This is a genomic window from Streptococcus sp. 3705, from assembly GCF_013277145.1.
In the GTDB taxonomy this organism is placed as follows: Bacteria; Bacillota; Bacilli; order Lactobacillales; family Streptococcaceae; genus Streptococcus.
Genome location: NZ_VMMJ01000010.1, coordinates 18,810 through 36,478, shown reverse-complemented (window position 1 = coordinate 36,478; position 17,669 = coordinate 18,810). Strand labels below are relative to the sequence as shown.

8 protein-coding genes are annotated in these 17,669 nt (G+C 37.8%); all 8 read left to right on the top strand.

The window, feature by feature from the left end; all coding sequences use genetic code 11:
* Positions 1 to 84 precede the first annotated feature (84 nt).
* Positions 85 to 4,704 (top strand): SIALI-17 repeat-containing surface protein, encoded by a 4,620-nt coding sequence (locus HT714_RS02855; protein WP_173251451.1) that lies wholly within the window; start codon positions 85 to 87, stop codon positions 4,702 to 4,704.
* Positions 4,705 to 4,936: 232 nt separating this feature from the next.
* Positions 4,937 to 5,641 carry an acylneuraminate cytidylyltransferase family protein gene (locus tag HT714_RS02850; RefSeq protein ID WP_173251449.1) on the top strand — a complete coding sequence of 235 codons (705 nt, stop codon included), beginning with the start codon at positions 4,937 to 4,939 and terminating at the stop codon, positions 5,639 to 5,641.
* A gap of 192 nt (positions 5,642 to 5,833) precedes the next feature.
* A complete protein-coding gene (adcR, locus tag HT714_RS02840) occupies positions 5,834 to 6,274 on the top strand; it encodes a zinc-dependent transcriptional regulator AdcR (RefSeq protein ID WP_001249314.1) in 441 nt (146 codons plus the stop codon).
* Entirely contained in the window at positions 6,274 to 6,978 is a 705-nt protein-coding gene (locus tag HT714_RS02835; RefSeq protein WP_001269496.1) for a metal ABC transporter ATP-binding protein, read from the top strand. Before adcR ends, HT714_RS02835 begins: the two co-directional genes overlap by 1 nt.
* Positions 6,971 to 7,777, top strand: a complete 807-nt coding sequence (locus HT714_RS02830) for a metal ABC transporter permease (RefSeq protein WP_049535472.1) — start codon at positions 6,971 to 6,973, stop codon at positions 7,775 to 7,777. The genes HT714_RS02835 and HT714_RS02830 overlap by 8 nt, the downstream gene beginning before the upstream one ends.
* A gap of 9 nt (positions 7,778 to 7,786) precedes the next feature.
* On the top strand, positions 7,787 to 9,292 hold the full coding sequence (adcA, locus tag HT714_RS02825) for a zinc ABC transporter substrate-binding lipoprotein AdcA (protein WP_173224956.1): 1,506 nt from the start codon (positions 7,787 to 7,789) through the stop codon (positions 9,290 to 9,292).
* A gap of 2,360 nt (positions 9,293 to 11,652) precedes the next feature.
* The gene (locus tag HT714_RS02820) at positions 11,653 to 12,537 is read left to right on the top strand and encodes an SPFH domain-containing protein (RefSeq protein ID WP_050390559.1); all 885 of its coding nucleotides are present in this window, start codon (positions 11,653 to 11,655) and stop codon (positions 12,535 to 12,537) included.
* A gap of 202 nt (positions 12,538 to 12,739) precedes the next feature.
* The gene (locus tag HT714_RS02815) at positions 12,740 to 17,647 is read left to right on the top strand and encodes a ZmpA/ZmpB/ZmpC family metallo-endopeptidase (RefSeq protein WP_173224958.1); all 4,908 of its coding nucleotides are present in this window, start codon (positions 12,740 to 12,742) and stop codon (positions 17,645 to 17,647) included.
* Positions 17,648 to 17,669: the final 22 nt, after the last annotated feature.

Below are 17,669 nucleotides of genomic sequence, written 5' to 3'. Positions count from 1 at the left end.
TATAATAGATGATAATACATCGATTTAATATATATATATATTAAATCGTCGAAAAACAATGAATTTTTTGGAGAATAGTATTTTATGTTTCATAATAAACAAGAAAAATTTTCCCTTCGTAAGTATAAAGATGGACGTACAGATTCTAAACTTATTGGGGCAACAATTTTAGCGACAGGTGTGGCTTTATCCATTGGTGCAAGTCCAGTATTTGCAGCTGTTTCATCAAATGGTACAGACACAGCAACAGTAGTGAGTGATACTTCAAAAGTAGCATCTACATCAGCTACAACATTCACAGATGATAAAAATTCTAAAACTGTAAAAGTGGATGCAGTATTAGGAAAAGATGTAGCCGAACCAACAAAAGCGAATCAAAACACAGGTGATGTGGACGGTAATGATACAGTAAACTTCAAAACAGAAGCAACCGTCAATTATAAACTTGAGTCTGACAAGTCATTACTGAAAACAGAAACAGTAGAAGGTGAAAAAGGTACAGTAACAACTCCTTATGATAAAAAAGGAATTGCTTATGATACTGATGGTAAAGACTATCGTGAATCAACTGTAGCCAAAACAGGAGCTGAGGTAACAGCTGAAACGGGTAAAAAAGATACAGTAGAAGCAAATAACAAGGTTTATGAATACGTTCGTTCTGAAGTAGAGGGTGCTGATAAAGCAACTTATGAAAAAAAAAGCTTCAACAACATCGAAGCAAGAGTATCTCCAGAAGGAATGCACAATAAACTAGGGGAAATCGATTATACAAAAACAACAGGGAAAGTTTATCTAGTTGAAGAAATAGCTGATGGACAATACGGAAAATTTGTAGAAGCTAATGGTGTAACTAGCGATGAAGATGCCGTTACAAAATGGAAAGCTGGCCAAGCTGATGCCAAAGATTTCAGGAAAGAAAATGTAACCCTTCAAGAAGGTGATACAGTCCTTGTAATGGATAAAGACACGTATGCGGTGGGTGATAATAAGAAAGTAACAACTACTAAAAAATATCATTCGCCATCGTTTGAAGTTGAGAATCTAACATATGCTCTAACCAAATTTGAGGCGAGTACATACTTGCTTGATGAGAAAGAGAATGTATCAAGTGAATTCTATAGAGCAGGTGCTGATGGGGTATTTGGAACCGCGGATGATGAAAAAGTGGACGAAATAGATAGGCTTTATAAACTGAATGATTCCGAAGGAGATAATATAGAATACGGCCAAGACTACTTCAAAGGAAAAAAGAAAGGTGATTCAGAATTAAAAAATGCTAGGCCAGCTGACATTTTAAAGAATGATTATCACTTTTATTACGAATTGCTGAAATATGCCGAAGAAAAAGCTAGAGATTTTGGAGATGAAGCAGGTTTAGCGAAGGTAATAGCTGCTAAAGAAGGATTAGATAATTTTATTGAAGAGAAAAGTAAAAATATCGATATAGGTTATATAAAAAAGGGGGACAATAGTGTTGAATATGGTTATAATTTAGGAAATAGTTTTTTTGATAATGATCCAGAAAGGAAGTCTTATAAGAAGGATATTGAAAATATAATCGGAGACTTCACAATTAAAAAAGAGAATACGACTAAAGAAGTAGATGGTATTATTGAAAAAACCAGAATAAGTACAAGAGTGTTCACATTTTTAACTTCTGACTCATCGGATAATGGTAGTGCAGAATATTTTAATAACGAAGAAATTAAACTTCAATACGTAGCAATTGTCACAAAAGAAAATATGACGGGAGAGCTTATTGAAACACTTGTAAGAAACCAAGAATTTAATGAATTAACTAAAAAAGGAACTGTAACAGTTGAAGAAGATGGAACAGTTACAGTAGTATCACCTGAAGAATCTGTGGAATTTAAGGTGTATAAAGGTGATACAGATGAGGAAATAAAAGGAACAAACGAACGTTACACTATAACTGATAATGATAAGATTAGCTTCTTTAGTACTAAAGACATAACAACTCATAATGAAACAACCTACACTACAAAAGAAGTGATTACTCCGATTCGTGCTTATAAAGTAATGAGTGAAGCAAAACCAGTCGTAACTCATTATTATAGGGAAAAAATCACAAAAGAAGAAGCAGGAGAAGCAAGAGCTTCTAAGCAAGGTAGCGTAGTTATCAAGTATGTCACAACTGATGGGAAACAACTGAAATCAGAAACTGATAAAAAAAATGTAACGCTAGAAACAAAAACGATTGTAAGTCTATATTCAGGTGAAACAAAAGTTGGTGAACGTACAGATGTTGCAACTGTAGAACAAAACTATGACACAACAGATAAACAATATCCGACGCTAGTAGATGCTGAAACGGGATATACATATGAGTATGTAGGTCTAAAACAAGGATCACCAGCAGCTAGTGGAAAAGTAGTAGAAGGAACAACAGAAGTTGTTTACGAATACCGTCTAGTAAGTGAAGAAGAGAAAACCCCATCTAAATCAGAAGTTACAAAAACAGGTTCAGTTGATGTAAAACACGTTGTAATCAACGAAGATGGAAGCTTGAAAACATTAAAAGAAACAGAAGTAGTGAAGAATAATGTTCCTCTAGAGTATGAAGACACTTATGTAACTTACTCAAAAGGAGTGAAGGTTTCTGAACGCACAGAAAAACGCACAGTAACAGAAAACTATGACACAACGGATAAACAATATCCGACGCTAAAAGATGAAGCTACAGGTTTAGTTTATAAATATGTAGGACCAACATCTGACTCAGCTTCAGCAACTGGTGATGTGACTGAAGGTGAAAAACACGTTATTTATAGCTATACGTTAGATAAACAAGAAGAAACAACACCATCTAAAGTAGTTGATACTAAAGGTTCTGTAGTTGTTAAATTCGTTGATGCTAATGGTAATGAAATCAAAAATGCTGAAAATGTAGTAACAGATGCAGTTATTAAAACAACGAAAACATACGCGACTAAGTCAGGTGATGTAGTTCTATCAACGCGTGATGAAGTAACAAATAACGATGTAGATTACAGTACTGAAAACAATAAAGTACAAACAATCATAACAGTGGGTGGTAAGAAATACACATTCTATCGCGTATTACCAGTAGATACTAATTTCAACAACGTAGTAGAAGAAACTGGTAAGGTGAAAGAAGGAACTACAACAGTTGTTTATCAATACGATGAAATCATTCCAGTTGATCCCACTAAACCTAATGAAGGGGATAATACTCCTCCAAAACCAGAGGATAAGATTCCTAATGATCCACAAAACCGTTCATACAAAGATCTAGGTCTATTAACAGAAGTGAAACGTAATATCTCTTACGTTTACGAAAATGGACCAAAAGCTGGGCAAGAGGCATCTACTCCTGTTAACCAAAATGCACGTTTCACAAGAAGTGAAGAAATCAATAGTAGAACCGGTGAAGTAGTATACACAAGCGAATGGACTAAAGAACAAAAACTTGCTGAAGTAGTATCACCAAAAATCGATAAATACTCTGTAGACAAAGAAAAAGTAGCAGAATTACCAGTAACACACGAATCAACTGACAGTAGTGAAATTGTAAAATACCGTGAAAATCCTGAAATTATCGAACACGATGTAGCGAAAGATAAAAAAGGTTCTGTAGTTGTTAAGTATGTAGACGCTCAAGGAAATGAAATTGACACTGCAGTTACTGTTAAAGATAATGTAGTAGTAGAAAAAGCTACGACAAAAGTCTATGCTGATTGTGATGCCGAAACAACATACACACCAACAAATGAAGAATATAGCACAGTAGAAAATCGTAAAGAAACAATAGAATTTAACGGTAAGAAATATATTTACCGACGAGTACTACCAGTGTCAACAACTCTAGGAAACTCAGATAAAGAATCAGGTAAAATTCCAGAAGGAACAACAACGGTTATTTATCAATACGCAGAAGAAGTAGAACCATTTATTCCGCCATTCCCACCAAAAGAGGAAGTGCCAGAATACAATGGAAAAGTAGATGATGCTGAAAAAGATAAAAAAGGAACAGTAATCGTTAAATTTGTAGATGTTAATGAAAACTTCCTTGCATCAGATGTTGTTGTAAAAGATAATGTAGTTGTAGCTAAAGCAAGTACTACAATTACGGGCGATAAGGCAGAGACTACATACACTGCGACTGGTGAAGAGTATGCGGTGACACCACCACAAACGATTGAAGTGGATGGAGTGACATTCCGATTGAAACGTGTTCTTCCAGCTTCTGATAAGTTCAACAATACGATTGAGGAAAAAGGACTGGTTAAAGAAGGTGTTACTACTATTGTTTACCAATATGTAATGCAAATGGATGCTCCAAAAGTAGAAGTTCCTGAGTTTGACGGTGGAGTGGTTCCGTTAGATCCTCCAGTTGTGGACATTCCAGAGTTGAAGATTCCTGAAGAGCCTAAGCCAGAGCCAAAACCGGAACCGAAACCAGAGCCTAAGCCAGAACCGACTCCAACACCAACACCTACTCCTACCCCTCAACAAAACGAAAATCCGGAAACACCTAAAGTTCCGAATAACTCAGTTCCATCAACTTATCATTCTGGTGGAAGTACTTATCCAGCTCCATCAAGGGAAGTATCTCAATTGCCAAATACAGGTACTGAGTCAAATGCAACCTTAGCAGCATTTGGATTTGTTGGCATTTTGAGTGGATTAAGCCTTGTTCTACGTAAGAAGGATAGTGAATAGTATTTGCTCAAAATATTGATTTATCAACTGTAGTAGGTTGGTGTTAGCTAAAATTTGGAGAGGACAATCACTGTCTTCTCCACTTTTTATGTTAAGAGGGATAAAATAAGAGGACTTGTGCTTGATGAGATTGTTAGTATTTTCTGATTTGGTGTTGTAATAAGGTGATTGAAAAGTGTTGCTAATCCTATCATTACTCTATCCGTTTTTATCTTATTTCTAGGAAGGTTAGATGAAAGAAAAATCTAAACCGATAGCCATTATTCTGATTCGTTCTGGATCTCGATGCTTAGTGGATAAAAATATTAAATCACTTGCAGGCAAACCCTTGGTTTTCTATACGATAGAGGTCGCTCTAGCCTCCAAGTTATTTAGTGAAATATGGGTATCGTCAGATTCTCCCACCTATCTGGAACTCTGTCGTCAAGTCTATCCAGAGATTTGCTGTGTCCACAGACCAAAAGAACTGGCCTTGTCAACAACCTCTAGTCTAGCAACTTTATGCGATTTTTTACAACCCTTTGAAGAGAATCAAGTATTCGTTAATTTACAGGTGACTTCACCCTTGAGAGAGGTAGATCACCTTACCGAATCCTATCAACTCTACTGCAAGTCTGGAGCAGATCATTTGATTTCCTGTGTCAAGGCAGACAAGAGTCGTAGTCTTTACTTGCAGTTGGAAGAGTCGCCATTTATCCGTCCACTTCAAGTTTCCAAGCACTATGCTCGTCAGAAAGAGCCTCTTTACTACTATCCCAACGGAAGTATTTGGATTTCTCGTAAGAGTCTTTACCTACGGGATGAGAGCTTTTATACAGATAAGACAGTAGCTTATGAAATGCCAAAGCTCTATTCTTATGATATCGATGATGAGTTGGATTTTGAAGTCGTGGAGACTTTGTTACAACGCCACTACCTAGGTAAGAAAATAAGATAAAATGCCTCATTGTTACTATAATAAACTTGCGCACAAAGATTGACCATCCTATGAAGAGTTCAAGAATGAAGCCGATTTTTACGTTTTTTCTTGACTCTTTTTTTGCTTGTGATATAATTAACTGGTAAACAAAATGTCAAAGAATAGTATTTTTCTCTTAAAAAGAGAAGTTCAAAAGGAAAGGAGTCAGATATGAGACAGCTAGCGAAGGATATCGATGGCTTTTTGAATGAGGTGATTTTACAGGCAGAAAATCAGCATGAAATCCTAATAGGTCATTGCACTAGCGAGGTGGCTCTGACCAATACTCAGGAGCATATTCTCATGCTCTTGTCAGAGGAATCTTTAACCAATTCAGAGTTGGCGCGTCGTCTCAATGTCAGTCAGGCAGCAGTTACCAAGGCCATTAAGTCTTTGGTCAAGGAAGGGATGTTGGAAACGTCTAAAGATCCTAAGGATGCGCGTGTGATTTTTTATCAGTTGACTGATTTGGCTCGTCCAATCGCTGAGGAGCATCATCATCACCATGAGCATACACTTTTAACCTATGAACAAGTGGCGACTCAGTTTACTCCAAATGAACAAAAAGTGATCCAGCGGTTTTTGACTGCTTTAGTAGGAGAAATCAAATAATGAGATATATTACGGTAGAGGATTTATCCTTCTATTATGATAAGGAGCCCGTTCTTGAACATATCAATTATAGTGTTGATAGTGGGGAATTTGTTACCTTGACGGGGGAGAATGGGGCAGCTAAGACGACACTGATTAAGGCCAGTCTTGGAATTCTCCAACCACGCATTGGAAAGGTGACCATTTCAAAGACAAATACGCAGGGTAAGAAATTGAGAATAGCCTACCTTCCTCAACAGATTGCCAGTTTTAATGCTGGTTTTCCAAGTACGGTTTATGAATTTGTCAAGTCCGGTCGCTATCCACGAAAGGGTTGGTTCCGTCGTTTGAATGCTCATGATGAGGAGCATATCAAGGCTAGTTTGGACTCAGTTGGTATGTGGGAACACCGAGACAAACGCTTAGGGTCTCTATCTGGAGGACAAAAGCAGCGAGCGGTGATTGCGCGTATGTTTGCTTCGGATCCAGATGTGTTTATCCTAGATGAGCCGACAACGGGGATGGATGCAGGAAGTAAAAACGAATTTTACGAACTCATGCACCACAGCGCCCATCATCATGGCAAGGCTGTTTTGATGATTACCCATGACCCTGAAGAAGTTAAGGACTATGCGGACCGCAATATTCATCTAGTCCGTAACCAAGACTCGCCATGGCGTTGTTTCAACGTTCATGAGAATGATCAGGAGGTGGGCCATGCTTAGTTTGTTATCTTATGACTTTATGCAACGTGCCTTTCTGGCCGTTATTGCCATGAGTCTTTTCTCGCCAGTATTGGGGACCTTCCTTATCTTGCGCCGTCAGAGTTTGATGAGTGATACCCTCAGCCACGTCTCGCTTTCAGGTGTAGCCTTTGGTCTGGTACTAGGGATTTCTCCAACTATTTCTACTATTGCCATTGTCTTGATTGCGGCGATCTTTCTGGAGTATCTCCGTACGGTTTATAAGAGTTTTATGGAAATCGGGACAGCTATCCTCATGTCAACAGGTCTGGCTGTTTCTCTGATTGTTATGAGCAAGGGTAAAAGCTCGAGTTCTATGAGTTTGGACCAGTATCTTTTTGGTTCAATCGTGACTATCAGTGAGGAGCAGGTTATTTCCCTCTTTGTCATTGCAGCGGTTGTCTTGATTTTGACCTTCCTCTTCCTTCGTCCAATGTATATCCTGACCTTTGATGAGGATACGGCCTTTGTGGATGGCTTGCCTGTTCGTACCATGTCCATTCTTTTTAACATGGTGACAGGGGTGGCCATTGCCCTTATGATTCCTGCTGCAGGAGCTCTTTTGGTATCGACTATCATGGTCTTACCAGCTAGTATTGCCCTGCGTCTGGGGAAAAACTTTAAATCGGTTATGCTGCTTGCCAGTGCTATTGGATTTTTGGGAATGGTAGCAGGACTTTACATTTCCTACTATGCAGAAACACCTGCAAGTGCAAGTATTACCATTATTTTTGTAACTGTCTTTTTACTAATCAGTTTAGTAAGACGTTTTATCAAATAGGAGACTAAGATGAAAAAAATTAGCTTATTACTAGCCAGTCTATGTGCCTTGTTTTTAGTGGCTTGTTCCAATCAAAAGCAAGCAGATGGCAAACTCAATATCGTGACAACCTTTTACCCTGTCTATGAATTTACCAAGCAAGTAGCAGGAGATACTTCTAATGTAGAACTTCTCATCGGTGCTGGTACAGAACCCCATGAATATGAACCGTCTGCCAAGGCAGTTGCCAAAATCCAAGATGCAGATACCTTTGTCTATGAAAATGAAAACATGGAAACTTGGGTTCCTAAATTGCTAGATACTTTGGATAAGAAAAAAGTGAAAACCATCAAGGCGACAGGTGATATGTTGCTCTTGCCAGGTGGTGAGGAAGAAGAGGGAGACCATGACCATGGCGAAGAAGGCCATCACCATGAGTTTGACCCCCATGTTTGGTTATCACCAGTTCGTGCCATTAAACTTGTAGAGCACATCCGTGATAGCTTGTCAGCAGATTATCCTGATAAAAAAGAGACCTTTGAGAAGAATGCTGCTGCCTATATCGAAAAATTACAAGCCTTGGATAAGGCTTATGCAGAAGGCTTGTCTCAAGCCAAACAAAAGAGCTTTGTAACGCAACACGCAGCCTTTAACTATCTCGCTTTAGACTATGGGCTCAAACAAGTCGCTATCTCAGGACTTTCTCCAGATGCAGAGCCATCAGCTGCACGTCTGGCAGAATTGACAGAGTACGTCAAGAAAAATAAAATCGCCTATATCTACTTTGAAGAAAATGCCTCACAAGCCCTTGCTAACACACTTTCAAAAGAGGCAGGTGTCAAAACAGATGTCCTTAATCCTTTAGAAAGTCTGACAGAAGAGGACACCAAGGCGGGAGAAAATTACATCTCTATCATGGAGAAAAACCTCAAGGCTCTAAAACAAACAACAGACCAAGAAGGTCCAGCTATCGAACCTGAAAAGGCAGAGGATACCAAGACAGTTCAAAATGGTTACTTTGAGGATGCAGACGTCAAGGACCGCACTTTGAGTGACTATGCAGGTAACTGGCAATCAGTTTATCCTTTCCTTGAAGATGGTACGTTTGACCAAGTCTTTGACTACAAGGCTAAGTTGACTGGTAAGATGACTCAGGCAGAGTACAAGGCCTACTATACAAAAGGCTATCAGACAGATGTCACTAAGATTAACATTACTGATAATACTATGGAATTTGTTCAAGGTGGACAAAGCAAGAAATACACTTACAAGTATGTGGGTAAGAAAATCTTGACTTACAAGAAAGGCAATCGTGGCGTGCGCTTCCTCTTTGAAGCAACGGATGCGGACGCTGGACAGTTCAAGTATGTTCAGTTTAGTGACCACAATATCGCCCCAGTTAAGGCAGAACATTTCCATATTTTCTTTGGAGGCACAAGCCAAGAAGCCCTCTTTGAAGAAATGGACAACTGGCCAACCTACTACCCAGATAACCTATCTGGCCAAGAAATTGCCCAAGAAATGTTGGCGCATTGATGAGAAACCGACTAGTTCATAAGAGCTAGTCGGTTTTTGGGTACTAGATAGCTAACTGCATTATAGACCTTTCAGAACTTTAAACAATAAATAAAACTCTTGAAATATCGGGGTCTGTATGTTAGAATGATTTTAATGGATAAGGTTCATTAGAACATCAAAGCCCTTAACTAGTGCGATAGTTAAGGGGTGTTTTGGTATATTCTATAGGAATAGAAAAAGACCCTCTAAACTTTGTAGAGAGCCTTAAAAAAATCAAAATAAAAAGATAACCCCAGGCACATAGGAATGCTCAACCTTTCAGTCTACCCCATTCTGGGACCCAGCGTTTATCCTTCACAAGTTATCTTATTGAGTCCATTATATCACACTTATGGAAAATGTAAGAAATTTGTATAGTATTTTTAAATGAATTGATGAAAAATCAAATACCTTTCAGAACTAAGGAATTTTAAATAATAAATAAAACTCTTGAAATATCTGGACCTGTATGTTAGAATAAAATCGATAGGCAAGGTTCATTAGAACACCAAATCCCTTAACTATTGCAGTAGTTAAGGGATTTTTTGACGTATTTTAGCGATTTAACGGGTGTTTACAGGCTAGTCATTCGGTCTACTTCCTACCATCTAGCCATTTGCAGACGAAATACAAGATAATTCCTGCTATGACGTCCGCTACAATAGTAAGAACGAGCTCTGGGGCAAGGTTCATTAGTTTCACCTCCTCTCACGAACCGTAAGGAACGTAATCGGTAACCGATGACAAAAATAGTATATCACATTAAATTTAGATCATCAACATTGCTTAATGCTTGAAATATTAGGACTTATATGCTATAATGTAATTAGTGTATAAGGTTCATTAGAACACCAAAGCCCCTAACTAGTGCCATAGTTAAGGGCTTTTTTGACGTATCTTAGCGATTTAACGGGTGTTGATAGGCTAGTCATTCGGTCTACTTCTTACCATCTAGCCATTTGCAGACGAAATACAAGATAATTCCAGCTATAACATCCGCTATAATAGTAAGAGCAAGCTCAGGTATAAGGCTCATTAGTTTCACCTCCTCTCACGAACCGCAAGGAACGTAATCGGTAACCGATGACAAAAATAGTATACCACAATAAATTTATATCAACAACATTGCTTAATTCTTGAACTATTGGAGTGCAGTTCACTGCAATGATGTTTTTGTGAGTCTTTTAAAGGGATTAGACATTACTTATTCCGTTTCACTTTAGACCTTTCAGATATCTAAGGGAACTTAAAAAATAAATAAAACTCTTGAAATATCTGGGCTTATATGCTAGAATATAGTTAATTGATAAGGTTCATTAGAACACCAAAGCCCTTAACTATTGCCGTAGTTAAGGGCTTTTTTGACGTATCTTAGCGATTTAACGGGTGTTGATAGGCTAGTCAGTCGGTCTACTCCTTACTATCTAGCCATCTGCAGACGAAATACAAGATAATTCCAGCTATAACATCCGCTACAATAGTAAGAGCGAGCTCTATGATAAGGCTCATTAGTTTCACCTCCTCTCACGAACTCATAGGAACGTAATCGGTAACCGATGACCAAAATAGTATACCACAATAAATTTAGACCATCAACCTTACTTAATGCTTGAAATATTAGGACTTATATGCTAGAATATAGTCAATTGGTAAGGTTCATTAGAACACCAAAGCCCCTAACTATGGCCGTAGTTAAGGGCTTTTTTGACGTATCTTAGCGATTTTAACGGGTGTTGATAGGCTAGTCACTCGGTCTACTCCTTACTATCTAGCCATCTGCAGACGAAATACAGGATAATTCCTGCGATGACATCCGCTATAATAGTAAGAGCGAGCTCTATGATAAGGCTCATTAGTTTTACCTCCTCTCACGAACCCATAGGAACGTAATCGGTAACCGATGACAAAAATAGTATACCACAATAAATTTATATCATCAACATTGCTTAATTCTTGAAGTATGGTAGCTTGTATATTAAAACTAACTTACATTGTGAGTAAAATTGCTATATATAACAACTTCCTTCATTAACTTGAGGGATAAAACATTATATTAAAAACATTTGTCACAAACAGATTTACATTAGCTCAATATCTGTCTGTTTCCAGTTTGACTCTTAATTGTTTAAAATCGAAATAAGGGTGGTCTAGAAAGAACTGGCATGGTGCACCTAATTTCTTACCAGTTATTTTAGCAAGAGATTAGACGACAATGTGACAATTCACCTCTAATTATTGACATTTCAGGAAAAATCGCAGTAAAAACGGCACAGCCTTCTTTAAATGTGCTATAATACTAGAAAAATACTTGTGGAGGTTCCATTATGGCAATATTTTTCATGATTTTTCTGATTGTTTGTGTGCTCCTATTGCTGATAGTCACACTGAGTACAGTTTATGTGGTTCGTCAGCAGTCGGTGGCGATTATTGAACGCTTTGGGAAATACCAAAAGGTTGCCAATAGCGGTATTCATATTCGCTTACCTTTTGGGATTGACTCGATTGCAGCACGCATTCAGTTGCGCTTGCTGCAAAGCGATATTGTGGTTGAGACCAAGACCAAGGACAATGTGTTCGTTATGATGAATGTAGCGACTCAGTACCGTGTCAACGAGCAGAGCGTGACAGATGCCTACTATAAACTCATGCGTCCAGAATCTCAGATTAAATCTTATATCGAAGATGCCCTTCGTTCTTCTGTTCCAAAATTAACCTTGGATGAATTGTTTGAGAAAAAAGATGAGATTGCCCTTGAAGTTCAACACCAAGTAGCAGAAGAAATGACTACTTATGGTTATATTATCGTGAAAACCTTGATTACTAAGGTTGAACCAGACGCAGAAGTCAAGCAATCCATGAATGAAATCAATGCAGCGCAACGTAAGCGGGTCGCAGCGCAAGAATTGGCAGAAGCCGATAAGATTAAAATTGTCACTGCAGCTGAAGCCGAAGCAGAAAAAGACCGCCTTCATGGTGTGGGGATTGCCCAACAACGTAAGGCGATTGTGGATGGATTGGCAGAGTCTATCACCGAACTCAAGGAAGCCAATGTTGGTATGACAGAAGAACAAATCATGTCAATCCTCTTGACCAACCAGTATTTGGATACCTTGAACACCTTTGCTGCAAAAGGAAATCAAACCATCTTTTTACCAAATACTCCAAATGGTGTAGATGATATCCGTACACAAATCTTGTCAGCCCTTCGCGCTGAAAAGAAATAATAGATTAAAGAGCTTGGCAACAGGCTCTTTTTGTATTACGTTTGTTAAGAAAAACAAAGAACATTGATATACATTTAACTAAAAATTATTGTATATTGTCTACTTTAATTAGGAATGATAAGGGAATAACTAGAAAGATTTGTGAATATAGACTATTTCTGATATACTAAATATACAGTAATAATGAATGATGGGAGATGGGATGAAAGAATTTCAATTTGAGAGAAAGCAGCGTTTTTCTTTGAGGAAATATGCAATAGGAGCTTGTTCAGTCTTGCTAGGAACGAGTCTATTTTTTGCTGGTATGAGTGCTCAACCTGTACAGGCTACCGAAACGAGTTCAAAACTAATTTCAAGTCATTATTTGGATGAGCAGGATTTATCTGAAAAGCTGAAATCTGAGTTGCAATGGTTTGAAGAAAATAAGATTGAGGTAAAAGAGGGAAAAGAATACTACTTTATCTATCGAAAATTGGCTACAAGATTACCAGAAACAGGTCTTTTTTCTAATGATGGGATGTTTATCTTGGGAGCAGGATTATTATTGCTTTCCTTTACTTTAATCAAGAGAAAAAGGGGAGCGTCTTACTTCCTTGTGACCGTCTTTGCTGTTGGTGGCTGGGGAGCATCCATCTCTGCTTTAGAAAATCTGGTAGAATTGCAACCAGCCCTTGTTAAAAGGGTAGAAGGTCAGTTTTTACCAAGTCCTGAAAGAGTCCAAGGATATGAATTTACGGGATATTATTTGGTAAGAGATAGTGCTAGCAAGGAACTTTCTGTTGATAAGATAGAGTCGCCAGCATTATCTCAAAAGGAGGAAAGTTCAGAACCTCAATTTAAGAAGATTGTACCACAGACTACATCTCATTTTAGCTCGACTGAAGACCTTGTGCAATCTCCTCAACCATCCTACGCAGTTGAGAAAATTGTTGAAGCTCCTGTAAGCAAACAAGCTCCTGATGAAATTTTGCCCATAGGGACTAAGGAAGAAGTTGCAGGAAATCCCCAAGTAGAACAACCAAAAGCAGAAAATAATAGTGATTATAAAACAAGTCCTGAGGAAGGTGTGTTAAATGCCACAGTAGAGAAACCAGAATTGCTAGTCACTACAGAGGAGGTTGCTTTCCAAACGATAGAACAAGAAGATGCAAGCTTAGCTAAAGGGCAAACTAAAGTTGTTCAAGACGGTGTTGTTGGTGAACGCACCATCTATACGGAAGTCACTATCGTTAATGGGGAAAAATCTAGTAAAGTTATAGAAAATATAATTACAAAAGAGCCGGTGGACAAGGTGGTTGCAGTTGGGACTAAGGAAGAAGTTGCACCAAAATCTGAGGAAGGTAGACCAGTTCAATCTGAAAAAACTCCAATAGTAGAGAATGAAACAGAGACAAAACCAGCTGATGGAATAGGACAACCAAGACCAGGAGCAGAAGAAACGCCGGGTACAGAAGCAACATCGGGCGAGAAACAAATACCTGACAAACCCGAAGCCGAGCCGAAGCAACCAGATCCAGCAACCTCAGTCATGGAATCAGGGGGCGAGGAAAATCAAACTCTTGCCCCACAAGGTACTGAGTCCCAGCCACCATCTAAAGAAACTGCTGAGACCAAAGATTCTGAGCCAGCAAGCCCAGCCGTGGAATCAGGACGCGAAGAAGATCAATCTTCTGCGGAACAAAAGGGTGAGGAGAACCAGCTGGAGAATCCAGTTGAGGGGGTAAAAGATACTGGTGAGTCTGCCCCACAAGAACCCCAAAAACAACCAGAACAAACGCCTTCATCTGCAGAGGTCAAGCCAAGTCAAGGAAACGAACCAGAATCAGCTGTTCAGCCTGAACCCTTAGCTCCCCAAGAGCAACCAACTGTCCCAAGTCCAGTAACGAAAGAAAAAGTACTGGACTATAAAACAATCTATACAGCATCGCCAGCTTTAAATTACCAAGAGCAACAAGTAGAAGTAGCAGGTGAAAATGGTAAGGAAGTGACAACTACTTCTTACAGTTTTAATGAAAGTACTGGGAAAATAGTAGAAAACACTTCAACAAAGATAGAAAAACATCCAGTAGATAGAGTTATTAAGGTTGGAAATGTAGAAGAAACAAGATCAACAGTCAAAAGACGCGAACAGTTTGTTGCGGATGAGTCACTTGATAAAGGGGTTAAAGTAGTTAGAGAACAAGGTCAAGATGAAGAAGCGACAACAATAAAAGTCTACAAAGTAAATGAACAAACAGGAGACTTGACGGAGCCAGCTGTAACGACAAAAGTCGCTAAGCCAATGCAGGCGAAAATAACGGCAGTAGGAACAAAACCAACAGTTCAATCACAAGAAATTCCTTTTAAAACAGTTTATGAAGCAAATCCAGCGTTAGATTACAATCAGAAAATAGAAGAAACACCGGGTGAAAAAGGGCGTACAGTATCAACTACAAAATACACAGTAAATCAAGAAACAGGAGCTATCTCAGAAGAAACTACAACAGAAAACACTCCAGCTAAAGACAAAATAGTAAAAGTTGGAAACGTAGAAAAGATAGTGTCACCTATTGATATTACTGAGGAAAGAAAAGATGATCCTGAACTTCCGAAAGGAAAAGAAGAGGTTCAAAGTGAAGGCGAGCAAGGGGAAACAACCGTCACTAAAACTTATGAAGTTAATTCTGAGACAGGAGAGTTAACAAATTCAACTGAGAAAACTGAAGTAACTAAAGCTATGCGCCAAAAAGTAATTTTGGTTGGTACTAAAGAAGACAAACCGCATTTACTGCCAGAAAATAGTGAGTTAGAAAATGCGGTGAATGTAACTCAAGCAAGTACTGAAATGAAGTCTATAGATTTATTGACAAACGAAAAATTAAAATCACAGTTAGCTCCATCAGACATAGAAATAAATCGAGATTTCTTCTTAAAACGAAACGAATTACGAAAAACTAATCCAAATATAACAGAGTCTGAAGTAAAAGAAATTCTACGAAAAGAATATCTTGAAAAATTATCGATTAAAGAAACACTTGATGCGACTAAAAACGATTTAGAAGCTAGTTTGAAAAAAGTTGCGGCGCACACCTTGAGTATTTTAGGTGACAATCAACAAAATAGAGAAAAAGTAAAAGGTGATATTGAAGCTAATAAAGAGAAAATATTACTAGGGTTATCCTATATCAATCGTTTTTATAATATTGATTTTGGAGATACCAACATCCGTGATATTCTAGCTTATAATCCAAGTTCGTTCGGTAAAAAAGACCTTACTTCTTTAGATTGGTTAACACACCTTGGGTCTATGAGTTATGATGAATTAAGATTAACCAATAGTCCAAAAACATTTGAGAAATACTTTGGTAAAATTACAGATAAACTAACATTATTAGATTTCCTAGATTACAATAGAACTACATTCACTAATATGGATGGCGATACGTGGTTGAAGAAAGCGACTAAAGCTATCGTAGTTGAAAAAGCTTCGAAAGAAAAACCTGATGAAAAAGTAGACTTATATACAAAATTAACTACTCCTCCTGAGAAATATGGAGCTGAAAATCGTCAAATAGAAAGTAGAAGACAACAAAATGTAGCTACATTATTAGGTTTGGTAAATATTAAAGAACCAAGCGTGTATGCTATAACTAACATAGCGACGGTAACCTACGGAAACATCGGAACGTATATGGATACTTCTTTAGAGAAAACGAATCCAGTTAAGTATAAAGAAGAATTAGAAAAAGTTAAAGTATTGATAGAACTAACAGCCACAAGACAGGCTAATTATGTTGACACTTTATACAGAATTACAAAAGAAGAAAATCGTCCGAAACTAATTACAAATAGAGTAATTGTAGATACGATGAAGAAATATACGACGAATACGTCTGCTGGAATAGCGACAACATGGTCTAAAGAATCAGGACCAACAGCGGATAAAGGGGTTAAAGACTTCATGACACCTTTAGGAATGTACTCGCCATCGCAAAATGTAGGTGCAGAAGCCAATGGAGTGGGTGTCCGTTACTTTATAGATAGAGTTCTTGATGATAGAGGTTCAGCGACTTACTCTCACGAAATGACGCATTTATTAGACAGAACAGTACTGTTTAATAATCATGGTCGTCGAGATGGTACAGCGGCAGAGTTTTATGCTAGAGGAATCTTCGAAAATTCTTACACACCAGAAAAAGATACATATTTCAACTTAAACTTCGTTTACGATGAAAGTAAGAAAAATGGCTTCTACAACAAAACACCAGATAGATTTAAGACGGATGCAGATTTGAAATCTTATATGCATGGAAGTTTTGATGTGTTATATAGTCTAGATTATTTAGAAGCGGAAGCAACAAAACAACTTTCAGCGGCAGATAAAACTAAATACTTCAAGAAAATAACTCCGATTACTTCAACTGGGACTAGAACACCCGTAACATACACAAATCCAGCAGTTCAAGCTACGCACAAGAGTGAAAAAATCTCAGAAATCACACTGGCAGAAGCGGAAAAACTAACGGATATCAATAGTTTAATTGACAATAACATTTTAGTGAATCGTTACATTATAAAAGGATTTACTGATAAAGGTGTTATTGAAGCTAATGGGTATTATTTAGTGGATATGTTTGATACCATTTATGGTGTTAGTCAAAATGACACTGGTATGAGTGGGGACATCACCTTTAGAAAACAAGCTTTTGAATTGATGGCTGCTTTGGGCTATTATGAAGGATTTGTTCCTTATGTGTCAAATCAATACAAGCAAGCAGCAGAGTCTGAGAACAAGCCTCTATCTGATACTTACATTTTCAATAACATTTTAGGAAAATCTTACGCAGCTTTCAAAAAAGAGCAAATAACTGAGCGTGTTGAGAAATTAGGTAAGTTAAAACTAATTACTATAAATTACAACGGAAAAGAAGAAGTGATTGATAGTAAAGAAAAATTACAAGAGCTTATGAATAAAGCTGTTAAAGAAGAACTTGCTCAAATAAAAGCAGGAAATACCACGGCTAAAAAGTTTGAGTTTATCGAAACACCCGTTCAAAAACTGAAAAAAGCGATTTATAAAGCTTATCTCAAAGATTCAGATGACTTTAGACAGTCGATTTACAATAGTTAAGACAAAAGGGACATCTCTCTGG